The 18874-nt window shown below is 69.0% G+C and carries 21 protein-coding genes; 11 read left to right on the top strand and 10 right to left on the bottom strand.

Going from position 1 to position 18874, the window contains the following annotated elements:
• Positions 1–74 precede the first annotated feature (74 nt).
• Positions 75–614, top strand: a complete 540-nt coding sequence (locus tag VFW71_05935; GenBank protein HEU5002304.1) for a DUF1697 domain-containing protein — start codon at positions 75–77, stop codon at positions 612–614.
• A gap of 37 nt (positions 615–651) precedes the next feature.
• Here VFW71_05935 and VFW71_05940 read toward each other — a convergent pair whose 3' ends face one another.
• Both VFW71_05940 and VFW71_05945 read right to left on the bottom strand, forming a co-directional pair.
• Positions 652–1422: an SDR family oxidoreductase gene (locus tag VFW71_05940; protein HEU5002305.1), complete on the bottom strand. Its 771-nt coding sequence runs from the start codon at positions 1420–1422 to the stop codon at positions 652–654.
• Positions 1423–1465: 43 nt separating this feature from the next.
• The gene (locus tag VFW71_05945; protein HEU5002306.1) at positions 1466–1768 is read right to left on the bottom strand and encodes a hypothetical protein; all 303 of its coding nucleotides are present in this window, start codon (positions 1766–1768) and stop codon (positions 1466–1468) included.
• A 190-nt stretch (positions 1769–1958) separates the two neighbouring features.
• Between VFW71_05945 and VFW71_05950 the strand changes: the two genes are divergently transcribed.
• Together VFW71_05950 and VFW71_05955 are read left to right on the top strand one after the other, a co-directional pair.
• A complete protein-coding gene (locus VFW71_05950) occupies positions 1959–2201 on the top strand; it encodes a type II toxin-antitoxin system prevent-host-death family antitoxin (protein ID HEU5002307.1) in 243 nt (80 codons plus the stop codon).
• A complete protein-coding gene (locus VFW71_05955) occupies positions 2198–2575 on the top strand; it encodes a type II toxin-antitoxin system VapC family toxin (GenBank protein HEU5002308.1) in 378 nt (125 codons plus the stop codon). The genes VFW71_05950 and VFW71_05955 overlap by 4 nt, the downstream gene beginning before the upstream one ends.
• A gap of 41 nt (positions 2576–2616) precedes the next feature.
• Here VFW71_05955 and VFW71_05960 read toward each other — a convergent pair whose 3' ends face one another.
• Positions 2617–3525, bottom strand: a complete 909-nt coding sequence (locus VFW71_05960) for a hypothetical protein (protein HEU5002309.1) — start codon at positions 3523–3525, stop codon at positions 2617–2619.
• Between the two features lie 1200 nt (positions 3526–4725).
• On the opposite strand from VFW71_05960, the gene VFW71_05965 reads away from it, so the two are divergent.
• The 6 genes from VFW71_05965 to VFW71_05990 all read left to right on the top strand — a co-directional run bounded on the left by VFW71_05965 (position 4726) and on the right by VFW71_05990 (position 9745).
• Entirely contained in the window at positions 4726–4929 is a 204-nt protein-coding gene (locus VFW71_05965) for a hypothetical protein (protein HEU5002310.1), read from the top strand.
• A 158-nt stretch (positions 4930–5087) separates the two neighbouring features.
• Entirely contained in the window at positions 5088–6188 is a 1101-nt protein-coding gene (locus tag VFW71_05970; protein ID HEU5002311.1) for a betaine/proline/choline family ABC transporter ATP-binding protein, read from the top strand.
• 13 nt (positions 6189–6201) lie between these two features.
• Positions 6202–6912, top strand: a complete 711-nt coding sequence (locus VFW71_05975; protein ID HEU5002312.1) for an ABC transporter permease — start codon at positions 6202–6204, stop codon at positions 6910–6912.
• Positions 6913–6920: 8 nt separating this feature from the next.
• Positions 6921–7625: an ABC transporter permease subunit gene (locus VFW71_05980; GenBank protein HEU5002313.1), complete on the top strand. Its 705-nt coding sequence runs from the start codon at positions 6921–6923 to the stop codon at positions 7623–7625.
• A 59-nt stretch (positions 7626–7684) separates the two neighbouring features.
• Complete coding sequence (locus VFW71_05985; GenBank protein ID HEU5002314.1) at positions 7685–8605, top strand: ABC transporter substrate-binding protein; 921 nt, start codon at positions 7685–7687, stop codon at positions 8603–8605.
• 138 nt (positions 8606–8743) lie between these two features.
• Positions 8744–9745: an aldo/keto reductase gene (locus tag VFW71_05990; GenBank protein ID HEU5002315.1), complete on the top strand. Its 1002-nt coding sequence runs from the start codon at positions 8744–8746 to the stop codon at positions 9743–9745.
• A 497-nt stretch (positions 9746–10242) separates the two neighbouring features.
• On the opposite strand, the gene VFW71_05995 is transcribed toward VFW71_05990, so the two are convergent.
• The 5 genes from VFW71_05995 to VFW71_06015 all read right to left on the bottom strand — a co-directional run bounded on the left by VFW71_05995 (position 10243) and on the right by VFW71_06015 (position 13516).
• Positions 10243–11334: a WXG100 family type VII secretion target gene (locus tag VFW71_05995; GenBank protein HEU5002316.1), complete on the bottom strand. Its 1092-nt coding sequence runs from the start codon at positions 11332–11334 to the stop codon at positions 10243–10245.
• The gene (locus VFW71_06000; protein ID HEU5002317.1) at positions 11334–11615 is read right to left on the bottom strand and encodes a hypothetical protein; all 282 of its coding nucleotides are present in this window, start codon (positions 11613–11615) and stop codon (positions 11334–11336) included. Before VFW71_06000 ends, VFW71_05995 begins: the two co-directional genes overlap by 1 nt.
• Positions 11616–11932: 317 nt before the next feature.
• Positions 11933–12142: a hypothetical protein gene (locus VFW71_06005; protein HEU5002318.1), complete on the bottom strand. Its 210-nt coding sequence runs from the start codon at positions 12140–12142 to the stop codon at positions 11933–11935.
• Positions 12139–12522, bottom strand: a complete 384-nt coding sequence (locus VFW71_06010) for a YbjQ family protein (protein HEU5002319.1) — start codon at positions 12520–12522, stop codon at positions 12139–12141. The genes VFW71_06005 and VFW71_06010 overlap by 4 nt, the downstream gene beginning before the upstream one ends.
• Positions 12523–12601: 79 nt before the next feature.
• Positions 12602–13516 (bottom strand): hypothetical protein, encoded by a 915-nt coding sequence (locus VFW71_06015; GenBank protein HEU5002320.1) that lies wholly within the window; start codon positions 13514–13516, stop codon positions 12602–12604.
• Positions 13517–13758: 242 nt separating this feature from the next.
• Here VFW71_06015 and VFW71_06020 point away from each other — a divergent pair, with 242 nt between their 5' ends.
• Positions 13759–14274 (top strand): hypothetical protein, encoded by a 516-nt coding sequence (locus VFW71_06020; protein HEU5002321.1) that lies wholly within the window; start codon positions 13759–13761, stop codon positions 14272–14274.
• Positions 14275–14470: 196 nt separating this feature from the next.
• The gene (locus tag VFW71_06025; protein ID HEU5002322.1) at positions 14471–16468 is read left to right on the top strand and encodes a hypothetical protein; all 1998 of its coding nucleotides are present in this window, start codon (positions 14471–14473) and stop codon (positions 16466–16468) included.
• 95 nt (positions 16469–16563) lie between these two features.
• On the opposite strand, the gene VFW71_06030 is transcribed toward VFW71_06025, so the two are convergent.
• Complete coding sequence (locus tag VFW71_06030; GenBank protein HEU5002323.1) at positions 16564–17151, bottom strand: TetR family transcriptional regulator; 588 nt, start codon at positions 17149–17151, stop codon at positions 16564–16566.
• Entirely contained in the window at positions 17144–18796 is a 1653-nt protein-coding gene (locus tag VFW71_06035; GenBank protein ID HEU5002324.1) for an MFS transporter, read from the bottom strand. The genes VFW71_06030 and VFW71_06035 overlap by 8 nt, the downstream gene beginning before the upstream one ends.
• Between the last annotated feature and the right edge of the window lie 78 nt (positions 18797–18874).

Raw genomic sequence — 18874 nt, forward strand, 5'->3', positions numbered from 1 at the left:
ATCGACATCAACGTGAGCCGGGTGTGCCGGGAGGCCCTGGAGCGCCTGCTGGACGCCAGCGAAGGAGGATCGGGATGAGCGATCGCTACGTGGCCTTCCTGCGGGGCATCAACGTGGGCGGCCATGCCATCGTGAGCATGGCCGATCTCCGGAAGTCCTTCGCCGCCATGGGGTTCGACGATGTGGCGACCTACATCCAGTCGGGCAACGTCGTGTTCTCATCCGGGGGCGGCCCCCCCGAGGCCGCCGACATCGAGGCCCACCTCGCCCGCGATTTCGGGGGCGTGACCTCGGCGGTCGTGCTGCGGAGCGCCGCTGAGCTGGACGTCCTCGTGGATGCCAACCCCTACCTGACTCCCGATGCCGATCCCAAGGCGCTCTACGTGTCCTTCCTGGGGGCCCCGCCGGCGGCGGAGAAGGCGAAGGCCTTCGGCGTCCCGGCCGGGGCGAGCGAGCGCATGACGCTGGTGGGCCAGGACGTGTACCAGTACTTCCCGGAGGGGTACGGGCGCACCAAGCTCTCCGGCGCCTGGCTGGAGAAGGGCCTCGGGGTCCGGGCCACCACGAGGAACTGGCGCACGGTCACCACGCTGCGGCGCATGGCGGGCGAGTAGGGCCGCGCCTACCGCGACCTCCTCGAGTGCGATGAGCTCAGACCATGATCTTCCCGCCCGCCACGTCGAGGACCACGCCCGTGATCCACGACGCCGAGGCAGAGGCCAGGAACAGCGCGGCGGCCGCCACGTCGGACGGTTGCCCGATGCGGCCCAGCGGGAAGGTCGCTCCCAGCGCCTCGCGCTGCTCGGGGGTCATCCCGGCCCGCATCTTGTCGTTCTCGACCGCGGAGGGGGACAGGCAGTTCACCCGGATGCCCTTGGGCCCCAGCTCGGTGGCCAGCTGGCGGGTGTAGGCGATGACCCCGGCCTTGGCGGCGGCGTAGGGCGCCGAGGAACGGGCCGGCTGGCGGGCCGCCGCCGAGGCCATCGTGAGGATGACCCCCTGGCCCTGCTCCAGCATGGCGGGCAGGAAGGCCGACACCGTGAGGAAGGTCGACACCAGCTCGGAGTCCAGCACCATGCGCCAGTGCGCCGCGGTCTCCTCCGACGCCGGGATCGGCCTCCCGGCCCCCCCGGCGAACGCCGCAACGATGTCCGGGGCGCCGAGGTCGGACAGCACGGCGTCACGCAGGGCCACGACGTCATCCTCGACGGTGCAGTCGGCCCGCACGCCGATCGCCCGTCCGCCCGACTCCTGGATCCCGGCGGCGACCGACGACAAGGCACCCTCGTCCCGCCCGACCACGGCCACGGCGACGCCGTTGGCGGCGAGGTACCCGGCGGTGGCGGCGCCGATCCCCCGGGAGCCGCCGGTGACAACGGCCACCCGTCCGGCGAGATCGGGATAGATCGTGGGCGTGGCCATACGGTCACCCTACCCGGCGCCTTGAGCCGGAACCTGCTGGGCGTCAGGCCGACAGGCCGAAGTCCCCCGGGTCCTCCCACTCCAGCGGTCCGAGCGGGTCCTCGTCCTCGGGGAGCGGGGAATCGATGTAGACGATCTCGATCTCGCCCCGGCCCCGGTCCATGAACACGTGCGTGGTGTGGGTCTCGATGTGGCGCTGGATGTCGGAGCAGGTCTTGGCGCACGCCCCGCAGCACGTGCAGCCCTCGATCTCCAGGTCCAGCGGGCAGGGGTGGTGGGCGGCGGCCGGGCGGCCGTGGCAGTGGGGGCACAGCGACTCCGCTGCGTCCTCCGGTCCGTACTTCACGGCGACCACCCTCTTCCGGCAATTACCCGCGCGTCCTGCGCTCTCTCCTTCAAGTATCGGCACTTTGCGCCCGGTCGATAAGCGGCCATTCTTGTGAGCATGAACCACCATATAGGTGGCTCAGCGTCACAAGAAACTCCGGAGTGGGGCGCGGCCGACGGTGCTCGGCGTGGTTAGCTAAACTAGCTACATGCAGGTCAATATGCACGATGCCAAGACCCATCTCTCTCGCCTGGTCGCCTCTCTCGAGGCCGGCGACGTCGAGGAGATCGAAATCGCCCGCGACGGGGTGACCGTAGCCCGGCTTGTCCGCCCGGCGCCCACGACGCCCCGGCGTCCTGGGCGGTTAGCCGGGCAGATCACCGTCCGCCCGGACTTCGACGCGCCCCTGCCGCCCGACCTCGCCCGGGGTTTCGGCCTGCCTGATTCGTGAGGCTGCTCCTCGACACGCACATCGTCGTGTGGTGGCTGGCCGATGACCCGCAGTTGCCGGCGAACCACCGGCTCGCTATCGAAGGCCCCGGTAACGAGGTCGTCGTATCGGTGGGAACCATCTGGGAAGTTGCCATCAAGTCGGCCCTCGGGCGCATCGACGTCCCGGACTCGTTCCCAGAAGTGGTGGCCGATGAAGGCTTCGCCCTGCTCCCCATTACGGCCGCCCATGCCTGGGCTCAGCGATCTCTGCCGCGGCACCACCGGGATCCGTTTGACCGGCTGCTCGTCGCTCAGGCAATGGCAGAAGGGCTGACCCTGGTCACCGTTGACCAGGTGTTCGCGGCGTACCCGGTCGCCCGGCTCCCCGCCTGACCCGGCGAGTGCTCGCCCAGGCACACCTCCCAGCTGCAGGGCTACATCGCGACCGGGCGGTTGCGTCGCTCCCCCGCCGCTCGGCGGGCCCGCCTGGGCGCCGATAGCCCCGGCTTGGACGGCCCGGCGGCCCAGGGCGCCGGGATGCGCATCGCCTGGTCCATCACTGCCGCGAAGGCCGGGCTCACCATCGGGACGGCACCACCGTGACGGTCGGCGCCGATCACCTGCTCGAAGCGATCCTCGGTCACCCAGTACACGTGGTAGGAGAGCGGCCCGGGGGAGTCCCGGTACTGCAGCCGGGCGAACTTGGCGAGTGCGCCGATCGACTGGAGCAGCGAGTCGTCCTCGATGCGGTGCACCGCCACCTCGTTGCGGTTAGGCAGGGCGACCACCATGCCGAGGCCCATCGACGTCGAGCCGTAGAGCTGTTGCAGGAGGCGGTCCGGGGTGAGGATCCGGCTGGCGGTGAACGTGGACTCGTCGTAGAGCACCCGGAAGATGCCGCCCTCCGGGGAGACCAGGATCTCGCAGCCCTTGGCTTTCACCTCGAGGATGCGCAGGTTGGCCTCGCCCCACTCCCGGAGCTTCTCCAGCCCGCCCAGCTGGTCGAGGTACTGGTCGGAGACGAGCGCCGAGGCCTCGCGCCGGTGGATGTTCAGCACCTCCACCAGGCCGGGGGCGACATCCCGGGCGTACGTGCACCACCCCTCGGGGATGGAGTTGGCGGCCACCAGGCGGAGGTACACGCTGCGCCGCACGGCGCTGGGCGACAGGTTCATGAATTCCTGCACCGGATCGACCAACCCGATCTTCACGTGCCGGGCGATGATCTCCGGCCAGAGCGAGCGCCGCTCCCGCAGGCAGTCGGCCCCCACGTTCCACAGCCCGGCGTGCGGACCGCGGCCGCCCTCGGGGACCAGATGGCCCTTCCCCTCCCCGACGGCCATCGCCACGCCGTGTTTGGCCCACTCCGCGACAACGAGGGCCCGGAAGTCATCCGCCTCCTGCGGGGTGAAAAAGGGGAGACCCGGGTCCCGATTCTTGTTTTCACGCTTTGCCTGTACCATACGCACTTCCAACCATCACAACACACTAAGACGTGTGATAGCGTAGAGGTACGGTACGGCGAATGCAAGTGGAGTAATGAGTGTTCATCACCACCAAGGATAGGCATGTCTGGACGCCCCCAAGGGCTACGTTTCGGTCATTGGCTGTAGCCTCACCCTCATGGGCCTTCGAGTTATCGGATCCCTCGATCTCGATACGTTCGCAAGTTCGCTTAACGACGAACGCACGATCGACCTGGGGGGGACCACATTTGTGGATGTCTGCGGAATCGTAGGAGTTGCGTGCCTAGCGGATGGAAACGCATCTCGCGGTGCGTCTCCCCACGTCATCTTGCCGACTAGGCAAGAAGTGGCAAGTTATTTGTCGCGGATGCGAATGGGATGGGTTCTCACGGACACAGCCGCCGTCCTGGAGGGACCCTCGTTGCCGACGGTGCGTGTCCGGCCCGGAGCCGATCAATTGGTTTCCTTGCTAGAGATCCGTTCGGAGTGGGAGACAGAAGAGGTCGCCAATTTGGTTTGGTCTCGGATCGAGGGGACAGTGGATCCTGCCGTGGCTATAGCCCTTTTTGAGGCACTGACCGAGTTGGGCTCAAATGCCGTCCAGCATTCAGGCGCTGCTCGGGCATTTGCAGCGGGACAAACCTTTCGTCGCGAGTCAGAGAATGAATACGTCGTGGTCGCCATCGGAGACTCGGGGATCGGTATACGGGCCTCGTTGACTTCGCGGTTTGAACCGTCGAGTGATTCAGAAGCACTGCGCCTGGCCCTTACTGCGGATGTGAGCGCCTCAGGTGAACGAGGTCGAGGTCAGGGATTGCCCTCCACAGTCGAGAGCGTTACGGCGCTCGGCGGCGAGTTGGTCGTGCACTCGGGCAGCGCTGTGGCAGTGTGCCGGAGGGGCGGCCAGGAAGTAAGGGCTACGCGGGGCATCCCCGGTACATTGGTTGCAGCCCGGATTCCGTGCCGACCCTCAGGTTGAGAGAGCCCAATGCAATGACTACTCAGATGCTAGAGACGCCATCCCTCATGGGGACGCGCGACCAGGCGAGAAGGCTTTTTGGATCCCAGCCAAACGACTTGAGTGGCTCCGAGCTGTCCATTGACTGCTCGAAGGTCCAGGCCAGTGCCCCGTCGTTCGTGGACGAGCTCATCAAGATCGCCCTCGTAGAGCGCGGGGCTGCCCGTCTCATCCTGACCGCGGCGCCGTCGAAGATGCGGGGCTACGCCGTCCGGTCGGCGGCGAATCGGGACGTTTCTGCCCGGCTGACGATTATCGACTGAGCGGCGCCCGACCTTCGGGACATTTGTCCCGGAATCCGGGACGAAAGTCCCCGACTTCGCCCCGACCCGGCCCCAGGCGGCGTGCCCCGGAGCTCGGCGGCCCGGCCGGACCGCCCCCCGCTTGCCTACCCGCCGCCCACAGCCGACAATCAACCGGCGTGATCACGCTCCGCAACGTCTCCAAACAATTCCCCGGCTCCCGCACGCCGGCGGTCGCTGCGTTCTCGCTCGAGGTGGCCGAGGGCGAGACCGTGATCCTGGTCGGCCCCTCCGGGTCAGGCAAGACCACGATCCTGCGGATGATCAACCGCCTCATCGAGCCCACCGGTGGCACCATCGAGGTCGACGGCGTCGACGTCATGAGCATCGAGGCGGTCGAGCTCCGCCGCCGCATCGGCTACGTGATCCAGAGCATCGGCCTCCTGCCCCACCGCACGGTTGCCCAGAACATCGGCACCGTCTGCCGCCTGATCGGCTGGGACAAGGAGCGCACTGCCCAGCGGGTGACCGAGCTGGCGGCCATGCTGGAGCTCGACGCCGAGCTGCTGGCCCGCTACCCCTCCGAGCTGTCCGGCGGGCAACGCCAACGGGTGGGCGTGGCCCGGGCCCTCGGGGTCGACCCCCCGGTCCTGCTGATGGACGAGCCCTTCGGCGCCGTCGACCCCATCGTCAGGGGGCGGCTCCAGGAGCAGCTGCTCCACCTGCAGAGCCAGATCCGCAAGACCATCGTGCTGGTGACCCACGACATCGACGAGGCGATGCGCCTCGGCGACCGCATCGCCATCATCAACACGGGCGGTGCCCTGGAGCAGTACGCCGCCCCCGAGGAGATCCTGCGGGCGCCCGCCACCACGTTCGTGGCCGACTTCATCGGCGCCGAGCGGGGCTTGAAGCGCCTCGCCCTGGCCCAGGTGAAGAGCATCGAGGCCGACCCCGGCCCGGTGGTGCACCCCGACGACCCGGTCGCCAAAGCCATCCAGGCGATGGCGGCGGGCGGCCTCGACTGGGCCGTCGTCGTCGACGAGAACGGCCACCTGAAAGGCTGGGTCGACCAGCACGCCCTGGAGGGCCACGAGAAGGTCGGCGAGGCCCAGGCCCGCCCGTTCAGCGCCGCCGTGGCGCCCTCCAGCTCGCTGCGGGAGGCGCTTGACGCCATCGTCACCAGCCGCACCCATGTCGCCGCCGTGGTTGATGAGGGGCGCTACTGCGGCATCCTCACCCTGGAGCAGGTCTCGACCGGCGTCTCCGACCCGGCATGACCTCTCTCCAGCCGTGATCCTCGCCGACCCCCTGGTCGACTGGGGGTGGCTCGGCCTCCACCTCAGCCAGATCGCCCACCTCGCCGTCCAGCACATCGAGCTGACGGCGATCGCCGTAGTGTTCGGCAGCGTGATCGCCTTCCCGCTCGCCATCCTGAGTTACGGCCACCGGCGGGTGTACGGCCCGGTGAGCGCCTTCGCCAGCCTGCTCTACACCATCCCGGCCCTCGCCCTGTTCGCCTTCCTGGTGCCCTACACCGGGCTCAGCACCCTGAGCGCCGAGATCGGCCTGGTCAGCTACACGCTGCTGATCATCATCCGCAACACCGTGGCCGGCCTCGACGTCGTGCCCGCCGACATCCGGGAGGCGGCCAGGGGCGTCGGCTACAGCGAGCGTCAACTGTTCTGGCGCGTCGAGCTCCCCCTCGCCCTGCCGGTGATCATCGCCGGCGTGCGCATCGCCACCGTGACGACGATCGGCCTGGTCACGGTTACCGCCCTCATCGGCCAGGGTGGCCTCGGCTCCTACATCATCCTCGGCATCCAGCAGTCCTTCGCCACCCCGGCCCTGGCCGCCGCGGTGGGCTCGGTGGTGCTGGCGGCCGGGGCGGACATCCTGCTTCTCGGCGTCCAGAAGGCCCTCACGCCATGGACCCGGCGGGCGCAGCAGGACATCCCCATCGAGACCAAGGGCGAGCTCCTCGCCCTGGCCACCAAGGGCTGAGCAGGACCGTGCACGTCCTCCGGGAGGCCTTCGCCTGGCTCTTCACCGCCGCCAACTGGTGGGGTCCGACCGGCATCCTGGCCCGGCTGTGGGAACACCTGCAGATGACCGCCGAGGTACTGGCGGCCGCCCTCGCCCTCGCCGTCCCGGTGGGCCTTTTCGTCGGCCACAAAGGCAAGGGGGCCTTCCTGGCGGTCAACGTCGCCGGGGTCGGGCGGGCGATCCCCTCGTTCGGCGTCCTGGCCTTCGTCTTCCCCTTCGCCATCCGCTACCTGCCGGGCAACATCGGGCTGTGGCCGACGCTCATCGCCTTGGTCGTGCTCGCCGTCCCGCCCCTGCTGACCAACACCTACATCGCCATCCGGGGGGTCGATCCCGACATCGTCGAGGCCGCCCGGGGCACCGGCATGAGCGAGATGCAGGTCCTGACGCGAGTCGAGCTCCCTCTCGCCGTGCCCCTCCTCCTCGACACGCTGCGGGTGGTCGCGGTGCAGGTGGTCGCCACTGCCACGCTGGGGGCCGAGGTGGGCTGGGGCGGCCTCGGGCGGTTCATCGTCGACTCGCTCGCCATCAACGACGCCCCCCACCTGCTGGCGGGCGCCCTGCTGGTGGCCGCGCTGGCCCTGCTGGTCGACGTGGCCTTCGCCTCCCTGGCCCGCGGCCTCGCCCCGCCGCCCCGCCCGAAACGATTTGGTCTGGCCCGAGCGCGGTAAGTAGGGTGAGGGCCACAGGGGGCCCAAAACAAGGGACCTACATAAGGGGGAGGGCGCGCATGCGGCATCGCATGGTGGGCATCGTCGTGGCAATGCTGGTCGGGCTGGTGGCAGCCGCATGCGGCAAGAGCACCACATCAGGATCCGGGTCGACCCCCTCGGGTGGGACCAAAGCCAGTGTCACCGTGGGCTCCAACAGCTTCGCCGAGAGCGAGATCATGGCCCAGATGTACGGCCAGGTCCTGGCCCACGCCGGCTACCAGGTGAACTACAAGATGGACGTCGGCGCCCGCCAGGTGCTGCAGGCGGCGATGCCCGGCCAGATCCAGGTGGCGCCCGAGTACGTCGGCTCGCTGCTCACCGTCTACCTCCACGGCACCGGCTCGTCCGACCCGGCGAAGGAGCTCGCCGACGACAACACCGCCCTGGCGCCGAAGAACCTGACCCTGGTCGGCTATTCGCCCGCGGCGGACCAGAACACGTTCGTGGTCACCAAGGCGACCGCCGACAAGTACCACCTCAGCACCATCAGCGACCTCAAGAAGGTCACCGACAAGCTGACGCTGGCCGGCCCGCCGGAGTGCCAGAGCTCGGCGCTCTGCCTGGGTGGGCTGCAGTCGACCTACGGGCTGTCGTTGACCTTCCAGGCGCTCGGCTCGGGGTGCGACAATCCCCCTGCCCAGGCGCTCGAGGCGGGCCAGGTCAACATCGCCGAGCTGTGCACCACGCAGTCGGTGATCGCCAAGGACAACCTGGTCCAGCTGAAGGACGACAAGAACCTGCAGCAGGCCGACAACATCACCGCCGAGGTGGGTACCGCCCTCCTGAACGCCAATCCCGGCATCAAGGGCCTGCTCACCGGCGTCATGAACAAGCTCACCAGCGATGCCCTTGCCAGCCTGGATGACGAGGTCTCGGTCGGCCACAAGGACGCCTCGAGCGTGGCGACCACATGGCTGAAGCAGAACGGCCTGCTCTAACCCCCACCAGGCGGCGCACTCCGCCAGGGTCTCGGCAACCCGGCTGGTCACCTCGCGATCAGCCGGGCCGAGACCCTGCAAGGGTTGGGGGCGACGAAGTGACGTTGTTCGGCAGTTAATTGTTAGTCTGGCAAGAACATGACACTCCCGCACCGCACACTTGGCCCCGGCGGCCTGGAGGTTTCCGCCCTCGGGCTGGGCTGCATGGGGATGTCCGAGTTCTACGGCTCGACGCCTGCCGACGAACCGGAGTCGGTCGCCACCATCCACCGCGCCCTCGAGCTCGGGGTCACGTTCTTCGACACCTCGGACATGTACGGCCCGCACACCAACGAGGAACTGCTCGGCCGGGCGCTGAAGGGCCGGTGGAACGAGGTCGTGATCGCCACCAAGTTCGGCTTCGTCCGGGACCCCGACAACCCGGGGGTCCGCAGCATCAACGGGCGCCCGGCGTACGTCCGGCAGGCGTGCGAAGGATCTTTGCGGCGTCTCGGCGTCGACCACATTGACCTTTACTACCAGCACCGGATCGACCCGGACACGCCCATCGAGGACACGGTCGGGGCACTCTCCGATCTGATCCACGAGGGGAAGGTCCGCCACATCGGGCTCTCCGAAGCGTCTCCGGGAACCCTCCGGCGGGCTGCGGCTGTACACCCCATTGCCGCCCTCCAGTCCGAGTGGTCCCTGTTCGCCCGGGACATCGAGGCCGAGGTCGTTCCCACCTGCCGGGAGCTGGGGATCGGCATCGTGGCCTACAGCCCGCTGGGCCGGGGCCTGCTGACCGGGACGATCACCAGCACCGAGGCGATGGCGGACACCGACTTCCGCAAGGTGGCCCAGCCGAGGTTTCAAGGCGACAACCTGGCGCACAACCTGGCACTGGTGGACGAGGTCAAAGCTGTTGCGGCCCAGCACGAGGCGACGCCCGGGCAGGTGGCCCTGGCCTGGGTACTCGCCCGGGGCGACGACGTGGTCCCGATCCCGGGCACCCGCCGCCGGCGGTACCTGGAGGAGAACGTGGGTGCGGCATCGTTGGAGCTGACGGCGGACGACCTGGAACGGCTCGAGGGCCTGGAGGCTGCCGGCGCCCGCTACGCCGACATGCGCCCGCTACAGGGGGAAAGCGCCGCCCGCTAATCGCCGAGGCCCCGGATTTCAGTACGGTAACCGGTTCTCCGACGCCCACAAAGACGTGAGTTCCTCCAAGGTCCAAATTTCCTGCTCTGGAGCGAGGTCAGTCGGGTAACTGCGTAGAACGCACGGAGCCCACGCCTCAAACATGGCCTGAATTACGCGCCAGGCCATCTTCTGTGTTGGTTGTCCGCGGACAAGATCGAGGATTATGCATGCGCCCGGTTCTTCGCCAAGCTTAGCCCGGAGTTCTTCCCGCAAGGCCAGCTGGTGATGCCACTCATCAATGCTCTTGGGGGATGAATCGTATGGCTTAATGGGGGCAGTCCAATCCGAATCACACTCCACATCCCACTTGATATTGACGCACGCGACCTGCGAATTTATCCGACCGTCGTATGCACCAATCGCCTTCAAGGATCCGCCCTGGGAAATGATGAAGCGCGTCAGATCATCCTTCGTTACGGGCTGGGCGGTTACGAGAATCAGCGTTGGCCCCACGATCAGCCCCTCAATTCGTGTAACAAATTGATGAGCTGGTTCATGTCCCTGACAACGAAGACGCCCTGCTCAGCGAGATCCGCAGCTGCCTGATTGGCGTATGTCGGGCTGAAAACGATGACAGCCTTGTGGGTCGGGTTCACGAGCGGGTCTTGATATTTGCGGGTTTGGCTGACCTTGCCGTTCGGGCTCCGTGTTACTTCCACAATGGCTTCATTCGTTTCGAAGTCGATTTCCCCTCCTTCGCCCTCGGAGGTGACAAATAGAGAGCGGAATTTCAGGATGGGGAACCCCTCCGCAAGCACATGTTTGGCTACGCCCGCTTCGAACTTTTCGTCAGCGGTCCCGGCTGCAAGCTGGCGATCGATTCGGGCCCGGATCCGCACCTTTTCCTGGACGCTTTGGATCGGCTCGTCGCGGCCAGCCTTCTTCGGCTTGCTCTCCTCGGCTTCTCGACCTATCGGGACGGCCTCGAAGGTCTCCACCGGGATGCCGTCCATATCGATCGTGACCTCGACGACCGCCAGGCACTCGGTGTTGATGGGCACCATGCCCTGATTCCAGAAGGCCCCCGCCGCCTCCTCCGGCACCAACCCGCACGGGTTGACGGGGAGGGTCATCGGCTTCGGCTGGGGAGCACGTGAGTCGAGGGTCAGCGGCGCCAGGCGGTGGGTAGCGTCGTCCAACCGCTGCCGGGCCAGGCGGTAAGCCGACGACGACATCTCCGCCGCACCGGCGAAGAGGCCTCCTGCGGGTACACCCTGCCCCGTCAACGCCTGCGCCAGGTCCCAAGACTCGTCGGCGTCCTGCAGGGAGTTGGCCAGGGCGTCGAGCGCCTGCTGGCCGTCGCCCAGGGTTCTGGAGGCAGACCGCATCCGGTTGGCGATGGCATGCATCCGGCCACCGAATGCGTCGGCCGCGGGGCCCTGCCAACCGGCCACGGAGGCCAAGGCGTCGACATTGGAAGCGAAGGTGAGCAGCCCGGTCACGGGGCCGATGAGGGCATCGCGGATGCTACGCAGGACATCGGAGTCGCCTGCGGGTCGGGGGGCGGCTGTGACACCGGTCGCGCCAGGAGCGGGCACGGTGGGCATCAGTGGTTTCCTGCTCCGTCGGCGGCTTCGGCCGCCAACGTCAGGGCCAGGGTGTACTCATAAAGCCCGGCCAGCTCGTCCCGGACCGCGCTCAGGTACTGGTCCGCCGCAGTGGCGAAGGTGTGCGCCGAGGCCCCGGTCGCCAGATCGCCGGCAGCCTCCCCGACGCCGAGCGCCCGCACCCAGAGGTCCACCCTCAGGGAGTCGAGCTGCAGGGCGGCGTCCTTGATCCGCTGCCCGGCGGCGCTCAGCTGGTCGATGTCCACCTGTAGAGCACCCATGTGGGCGAGGCTACACTAAAGAACGCATGTAAGCAATCGGCAGAGCAGCAGGCGCCTCGGATCGGCCAGACCCGGTTCGTCCGCTTCGACGGCAGGCAGGTCGCCACGGATCCACCGGGAGACGTTCCGAGAAAGGTCGGCCGAGATCCGCTTTTCCGGGTGGCCCGGCGCTGGGGCAGGTGGGGTAGTGGGCGGAGGTGGGCAACAAAAGCCGTACTCTTCACGGGTTTTGTTGCTCACTTAGATGTCTAACTGTCGCAACGGACCGTTTCGACGCCCCCCGCCCCCGGCCCGGCCCCCGCCCCCGGCCCCCGCGCCTATGCCGGCGGCTCCGGCACGTAGTGGCGGGTCCCGTCGGCCGGGTCCACCCACACCCGCATGATGCGGCCAGTGGACGGGTCCCGGAACGACTCCGGGGTTGGCTGCCACCCGGGCGCCGCCGCCGGGCTCTCGCCGTGGCGGTGGAGCTGGAAGTAGCCGACGACGGCAATGACCACGACCGCCGCCAGGATCGCCAGGCCGATCACTGCTTGGCCACCACGACGACCGCCGTCCCGTACGCCACGATCTCGGTCAGGGTCTCGCCCATCTCGGAGGAGTCGAAGCGCATTCCGATGATGGCGTTGCCGCCCATGATCCGGGCGTTCTCGATCATCCGGTCGATGGCGTGCCGGCGGCTGTCCTCCAGCAGCTCGGTGTACTGGGTGACCTCGCCGCCGGCGATGGTCTTGAACGCCGCCCCGAAGCTCTTGAGGGCGCCCATGCTGCGGACGATGAGCCCGAAGCAGCTCCCCACGTAGTGTTCGACGTGCCAATCGGGGAAGTCGAAGGTGGTGGTCACCGGCATGGCGGTGGGGGCGGCGCCGACGTTGGGTCGGGCTCCCTCGCCGTGCGGGTACTGGCTCATGGATTTCTCCTCACTCGGGGGTGTTCGAGGGCGCGAAAAGGCAAGTGTGAACCACGCCCGGCCCCCCCGCCCGGAGGTGTCAGGCCTTGACCCAGTAGCGCAGGATCTTGTCGCTCGGCTGCCAGCTCTGGGTGTTGGCAGGGTCCTGTCGGGAGTAGACCTTGTTGGGCTTGTTCTTGGCCGATGGTGGGTCGACGATCAGGCAGAACATGTGCCCGTTGGGCCCCGCCGGGCTGGTCACGTTGACCACGTACTTGCCGACCGGCAGCGAGGCGCTCAGCTGGGCGAACGTCTGGCCCTCGGCGTCCCTCTCCGTCAGGCCGAAGCGCTGGTAGATCGGGCCGATCTTGGTGTCCATGTCGTAGTACTTCAGGTCGTCGTCGTCCTTCCAGAGCTTCGCGTGGTACTCCGCGGCCGTCATGCCGAGGACGCCGAATTGCTCGAGGGACTGCAGGACGCAGGCCTTCAACGGCCTGTACACCTGGGTGATGTCGCTGTCGATCTTGGCTGCTGGCCGGTTCTCCTCCTCGATCTTGCGCAGCGGTCCGGCGATCCCATCGATCTCCCCGCGGAGCTCCCCGATCTTGCCGGGAGTGAGGCCGGCGACGTCCACTTTGGCCTGGATACCGTCCAGGTCGGCGAGCATCCAGGCAGCCCTCTCGTACTTCGCTGCCTCCCGTTTGAGGTAGCCGATGTAGCGGGTGAGGGCCTCCTTGGGGGCCACCGACCGGCCGAGCGGGATGAACTCGTTGATGGACAGCAGCCGCTGCACCGCCACAGATGGATGGAGCAGGCTGCCGAGCGCCCGGTTGCCCGCCGGTCCGGCGATCCCCGCTACCGCCCGGAGCGGCAGGTGACCAGCCGGGGAGAGCGCCCGCTGGAGCGCAGCGTTGCTCCCGGCGGGTCGGAGCGGGCCCCGGAGTGCTCCTCGGGAAGGGCTGCGGTCAGCGGGCCGAGCGACACCGCTGGTGCGAGGCGTGAGCGTTGTCCCCACAGCATGCTCCTTGGCCGAGTGCCGGACAGGTTGGCTGCCTGGGAGTGTACGCCGAATAAGAGTTTTGCCGCTCACGTCGGGAGACCGGGGCCGCGGGAACGTACGAGTTTCTCGCTTCGACCTCGGCCCACTGCATATGATCCGGCCAGTTCAGCATTCTCGGGCGGACATCGACAGAAGGGGCGGAAAGTATGCGCAAGGATCTGGCGCCCGCTGCGGCAGGCGAAGCACCAGCTACACCAATGGGACGGCGGCTCCGTACCCTCCGGCGCCCTTCGGCTGCACTGCTGACGCTGCTGGCCGGGGTGGCGGCCGTCGGGTTCGGCTGCAGTTCCAAGAACACCACCAGCACCTCCACGTCGGTTCCGCCGGGAGCGGTGAGCACCACCCCCGCGGCGCCGACCACCCCGATGGTGGAGGCCTCGAGCCCGATGGTGGAGACCTCGAGCCCGGCGGCATCGACCTCGGGGGTTTCGGGGACCTGGTCGGGGACCTACAGCGGCACCTTCACCGGCACGTTCCACCTGACGTGGACCCAGACCGGCAACAACCTGAACGGCACGATCAATCTCTCGACATCGCCCGGCGACACGCCCCTCAACGGGACCCTGAACGGCAATACGATCACGTTCGGAACCGTCGGAAGTGCGGCGGTGACGTACACGGGGACGATCTCCGGCAGCCACATGTCGGGCACCTGGCAGATCGCCGGCGGCCCGGCTGCGGCTGGCGGCTCCTGGAGCGCCAACAAGCAATAGCCCACACGCAGTCTCGCGGTCCGGAAAGGGAGCCCCATGCGGCTCCCTTTTTCGCGCGGCAACCCGGGCACCTGCTCCGCACGGCGGGATCGTGCTGAAGTATCGGTTCGCTTGCAGTAGTATGTAAAACATTGTTATAGTGCCGAGCAGCGTGAATCTGCCAATGAACATTGAGTGGAGGCGCCCTATGCAGCGAATGAGCACGTTCCCGTTCCCTACCAGGCCCAACCTCCGGGGCGGGCGCCCCGGCAGCCTGTCACCCGCCAACCGTGCCCTGGCTGCCCGCGCGGAGCCCGGTGTCTGGGCCGAGTCCGTGCTGCTGCAGTACAAGCGGAAGGCCTGCCCGGGGCTGCTCGCAGAGGAGTTGGTGGAGGCCCTGGGCCTGGAGCGGGTGGTCCGGCTGGCCGGTGCGTTGATCGACCAGGACCCGGCGGGGACCACCCCGCTGCTGTTCGCCGCCCAGGCCGCGACGTTGGCCGGAGATCCCGGGCGGGCCCTGGAGCTGCTCGAGCGCGTGCGCACCCGGGGCTCGGAGATTGCCATCCTCACGACCAGGGCCGCCGCACTCGCCGCCGCGGGCCAACTGGCCCGGGCCGCGGCGGACCTGGAGGAGGTCTGCTGGGGCGACCTTTTCGGCCGGGACGGCCAGGTCCTGCGGGCCCGCGTCCTCGGGGCGATCCATCGCCGGCTCGCCATGCCCGGGGAGACATCATGCCCGTGCGGCTCGCACCGACCCTTTGCCAGGTGCTGCCAACCCGCCGAGCGGGAGGTCGTCCGCCGCTTCAGCGACGGCAGCCGCCTGGCACACCTGCGCGCCGCGTACGAGTCCTATGCCCGGGGGAGCGACTGGTGGCTCCTGCCCGACGACGAGCGTGAGGTGGGGGAGTTCACGTGCCTCGAAGATTGGTACTGGCGCCCGGATGTGCCGGTGGACGACTGGTTCGCCCGGACGGCGGCCGCCCCCTGGCACGCCGCTGAGCGGGAATGGTTCGGTCGGATCGGGGAGTTCGCCGCCCGGGCGGACCGTGCCCTCCGGTTCGACTGGGCGCTCACGATGCTCCCCGAGCGGCCAGAGCGCCAGTCCGTGGTGAGCCAGTTCGCCTGGGGCGAGCGCAGCGCCGGGCCCCTGAGCGCATTGGCCATGGACTGGATGAGCCATCACCGTTTCGGCGCTTGGCAGGTGGGCCCGCAGGCGCCCGGCCCCGGGCTGCTGGTGACCGAGATGGTCACCGGCCTCACCCTCTACGCGGCCGTCCGCCCCGCCGCCCCGCCGCCGCCGTGGTCCGTCCTGCTGGCGATGATGGTGCCCGACGAGGGCGTCTGGCGCCCCGGGGCTGGGCTGGTCGCACTCTCGCCCGTCGAGGGCGACGCCTTCGTCAGCTACGCACTCCGCTTCGGTGCCCGCACGCCCCGGAGGCCGGCGGGCCGGCCGGCGGACCCGGTGGCGGCTGAGGTGGCCCCTGGTCTGCTGGGCGAGACCGATCCGCTCGCGGATCAGGCGGCCTGTGAGGCCGCCGACCGGGTGGCGCAGCACTTCCCCTACCTGGCCGTGGCGGCTCGCTTCACCCGGGCGGCGGCGGATCTGGACGACGGGGAGCCCTGGGAATGGCTGGAGGCCCGCTTCACGGTCCCGGACTGGCCGGCCCTCCGCCGCCTCCTGGAACACCGGGAGGACGTGATTGCCGGGCCCCGCGCCGAGCTGTGGTGGTACCGCACGCCGGTGAGCGGGCTGGCCCGGGAGCGGGCGGCCGAGTTCCCGGCCCGCCCGCACTGCGACCGCCCGGGATTGCCCCAGCGCTTCACGGGCGCTAAGGCGGTGCTCCGCCGGGAGCCGAAGGTCGTGGTGCTCCAGGCCTCCTCCCGGCGGCGGTACGAGGAGGCGCTGGCGGCACTCCGGGAGCTGGCCCCCACCCTGACGGTCGTGAGCGAGTGGTGCGAGACCCCCGGGGTCGATGCCCCGTTCTGGGCCGGCGACGAGGCGGGGAGCGCCGAGTGGGAGGCCATGTGGGCGGCGACGCCGCACCCGCGGCTCGGGGGCCTCACCCCCCGCCAGGCCATGACCTCAACGTTCCGGGGCGCCCTCGAGGTGCAGCTGCGGGACCTCGAATACCACGCCCACCGTGCCCGCCTGGCGGGCCATCCGGCGCCCGACGTCGGGCGCCTCCGGGACCTCCTGGGCCGGCCTTCGGCGTAGGGCCACCATCGGCCTCGTTCCGGGCGCTGGGCTGGCCCAGCCACTCGGCCCAGCACGCTGCCCAGCCACGCTGCCCAACCGGGCTGCCCGGCGCCCTACAGCGGCAGCCCCGCCTCGAGGAGCGCCAGCGCCTCATCGAACTGCTCGAAGGTGGCCGCCGGCGGGTCGTCGCCCCCGCACAGCATGGCGGACACGGTTACCCCGATCACCGCCCCGGCGAACGCCCGCACCGCCGGGTCGTCCGGCCTCCGCCCGCTCCGCTCGGCCACTGCCGTGGCGATCAGGCGCAGGGTGCGGACCAGCTCGTCGAGGCGCCGAGCCCGGAGTTCGGGCACGGAGCGGGAAAGGGCGATGCGCTCGGCCTCCTCGGCGAACTGTTGCGGCGTGAGGTTCCCGATCACCTGCCGCATCGAGGCCCGCAGGGCGGCGAGCGGGCTCATCTCGGGCGGCTGCGCCTTGAAGGCCTCGACGAAGTCGTCGTCGTACTCGTCGTGCAGGACGAGGTCCTCCTTGGTCGGGAAGTAGCGGAACACCGTGCTGGCGGACACCTCGGCGGCCTCGGCCACCTGCTCCACCGTGGTGGCGGCGTAGCCGTGCTCGCGGATGAGGCGCATCGCTTCCTTGTGGATGGCGCTGCGGGTCCGTGACTTCTTGCGCTCCCGGAGGCCCTCGGCCTCAGTCACCGGAACCAACGCTCTCCACCTCCTCTCCCTCCAACGCCAACTCCAGGTCGGGGTCGAGGGTTTCCCCGGTCTCCGTCCCGGCACCCTCCGCCCCCGCAGTCTCGGCCCCCGGAACGGGCGCCTCCGGCCGGGCACGGTTGGGCAGCCACAGCAGGGCCACCAGGGCACCGGCGAGGGCGATGATCGACCCGGCGATGAGCGCACGGTCCATGGCGTGCACGAACGAGGACCGGGCCGCCACGGTCAGCGCCTGGCCGGCCGCCCCGCCGAGCTTCTGGGCGGTGGCGAGCGCCGCTCCCACCGAGGAGGTCGCCGCCTTGGCCACCGAGGCCGGGGCGCCGACCAGCGCGGGTGCGAGCTTCACGGTGTAGGCGGAGGAAAACACCGAGCCCAGGATGGCGACGCCCAGGGCGCCGCCCACCTGGCGGGTGGTGTCGTTCATGGCCGAGCCGATGCCCGCCTTGGCCGGCGGCAGCGAGCCCATGATCGACTCGGTCGCCGGGGCGATGGCGAAGCCGATCCCGATGCCGAGCAGCATGAGCGACGAAATGATTAGCCCGTAGCCCGAGTGCACCGTGGCGGTGCCCAGGACGAACAGACCGATGGCGCACAGCACCATGCCGAGGAACACCATCGCCTTGTTGCCGATGATCTCCACCAGGCGGCCGGCGGTCGGGGCGGAGATCGCCATGACCAGGGCGACGGGCGCCAGCCGCAGCCCGGCACTGAGCGGGCTGTAGCCCAGGACGAACTGCAGCTCCTGGGTGATGAAGAACAGGGATCCGAAGAGGGCGAAGAAGATCAGGGTCACGCTCACGCTGGCGGCGGTGAAGCGGGGGTTGCGGAAGAACTCGATCTTCAGCATCGGCTGGGGGGTGCGCCGCTCCCAGAGCACGAAGCTCACCAGCACGACGGCGGCGACGGCGAAGGCGGTGAGGATGCCGGCGCTGCCCCAGCCGTAGTTGGGGACCTCGATGATCCCGTAGACCAGGGTCACCAGGCCGACGATGGACAGCAGCGCGCCCGGGATGTCGATCCGGGGGGCGGAGGGGTCCTTGCTGTTGGGGACGATGAGGCGGCCGCCCACGATGCCGATGATGACGACGGGGACGTTGACCAGGAAGACCGACCCCCACCAGAAGTGCTCCAGCAGGGCGCCGCCCACGACCGGACCGATGGCCACCCCGAGCCCGGAGACGCCTGCCCAGATCCCGATGGCCCGGCCCCGCTCCTCGGCGGGGAAGACGTTGGTGAGGATGGAAAGGGTGGAGGGCATGATCAGGGCGCCGCCGAGGCCCATGAACGCCCGGGTGGCGGTCAGGATGTTCGCCGACCCGGCGAAGGCCGAGGCCACCGAGCCGATGCCGAAGATCAGCAGACCCAGGCCGAGGGCCGAGCGCCGGCCGAAGCGGTCCGACAGGCTGCCGGTGGTGAGCAACAGGCTGGCGAAGACCAGGACGTAGGCGTCGACCACCCACTGGAGCTGGCTGTCGCTGGCGTGCAGGGAGCGGACCAGGGTGGGGAGGGCGACGTTGAGGATGGTGTTGTCGACACCGATGGTGAGCAGGCTCAGGCAGAGCACCGCCAGCACCCACCAGCGCCGGTCGTAGCCCTCGGGGCGGGCTACGGCTACCTCTTGCTTCATGGGACTCACCTCCTTTTGAAAGTGACTCCCAGAATAGAGCGAGTGTCAGTTTCCGTCAACCAGCCTGAGCCCAGGCCC

This window comes from Actinomycetota bacterium, assembly GCA_035765775.1.
Lineage (GTDB): Bacteria > Actinomycetota > CADDZG01 > JAHWKV01 > JAOPZY01 > DASTWV01.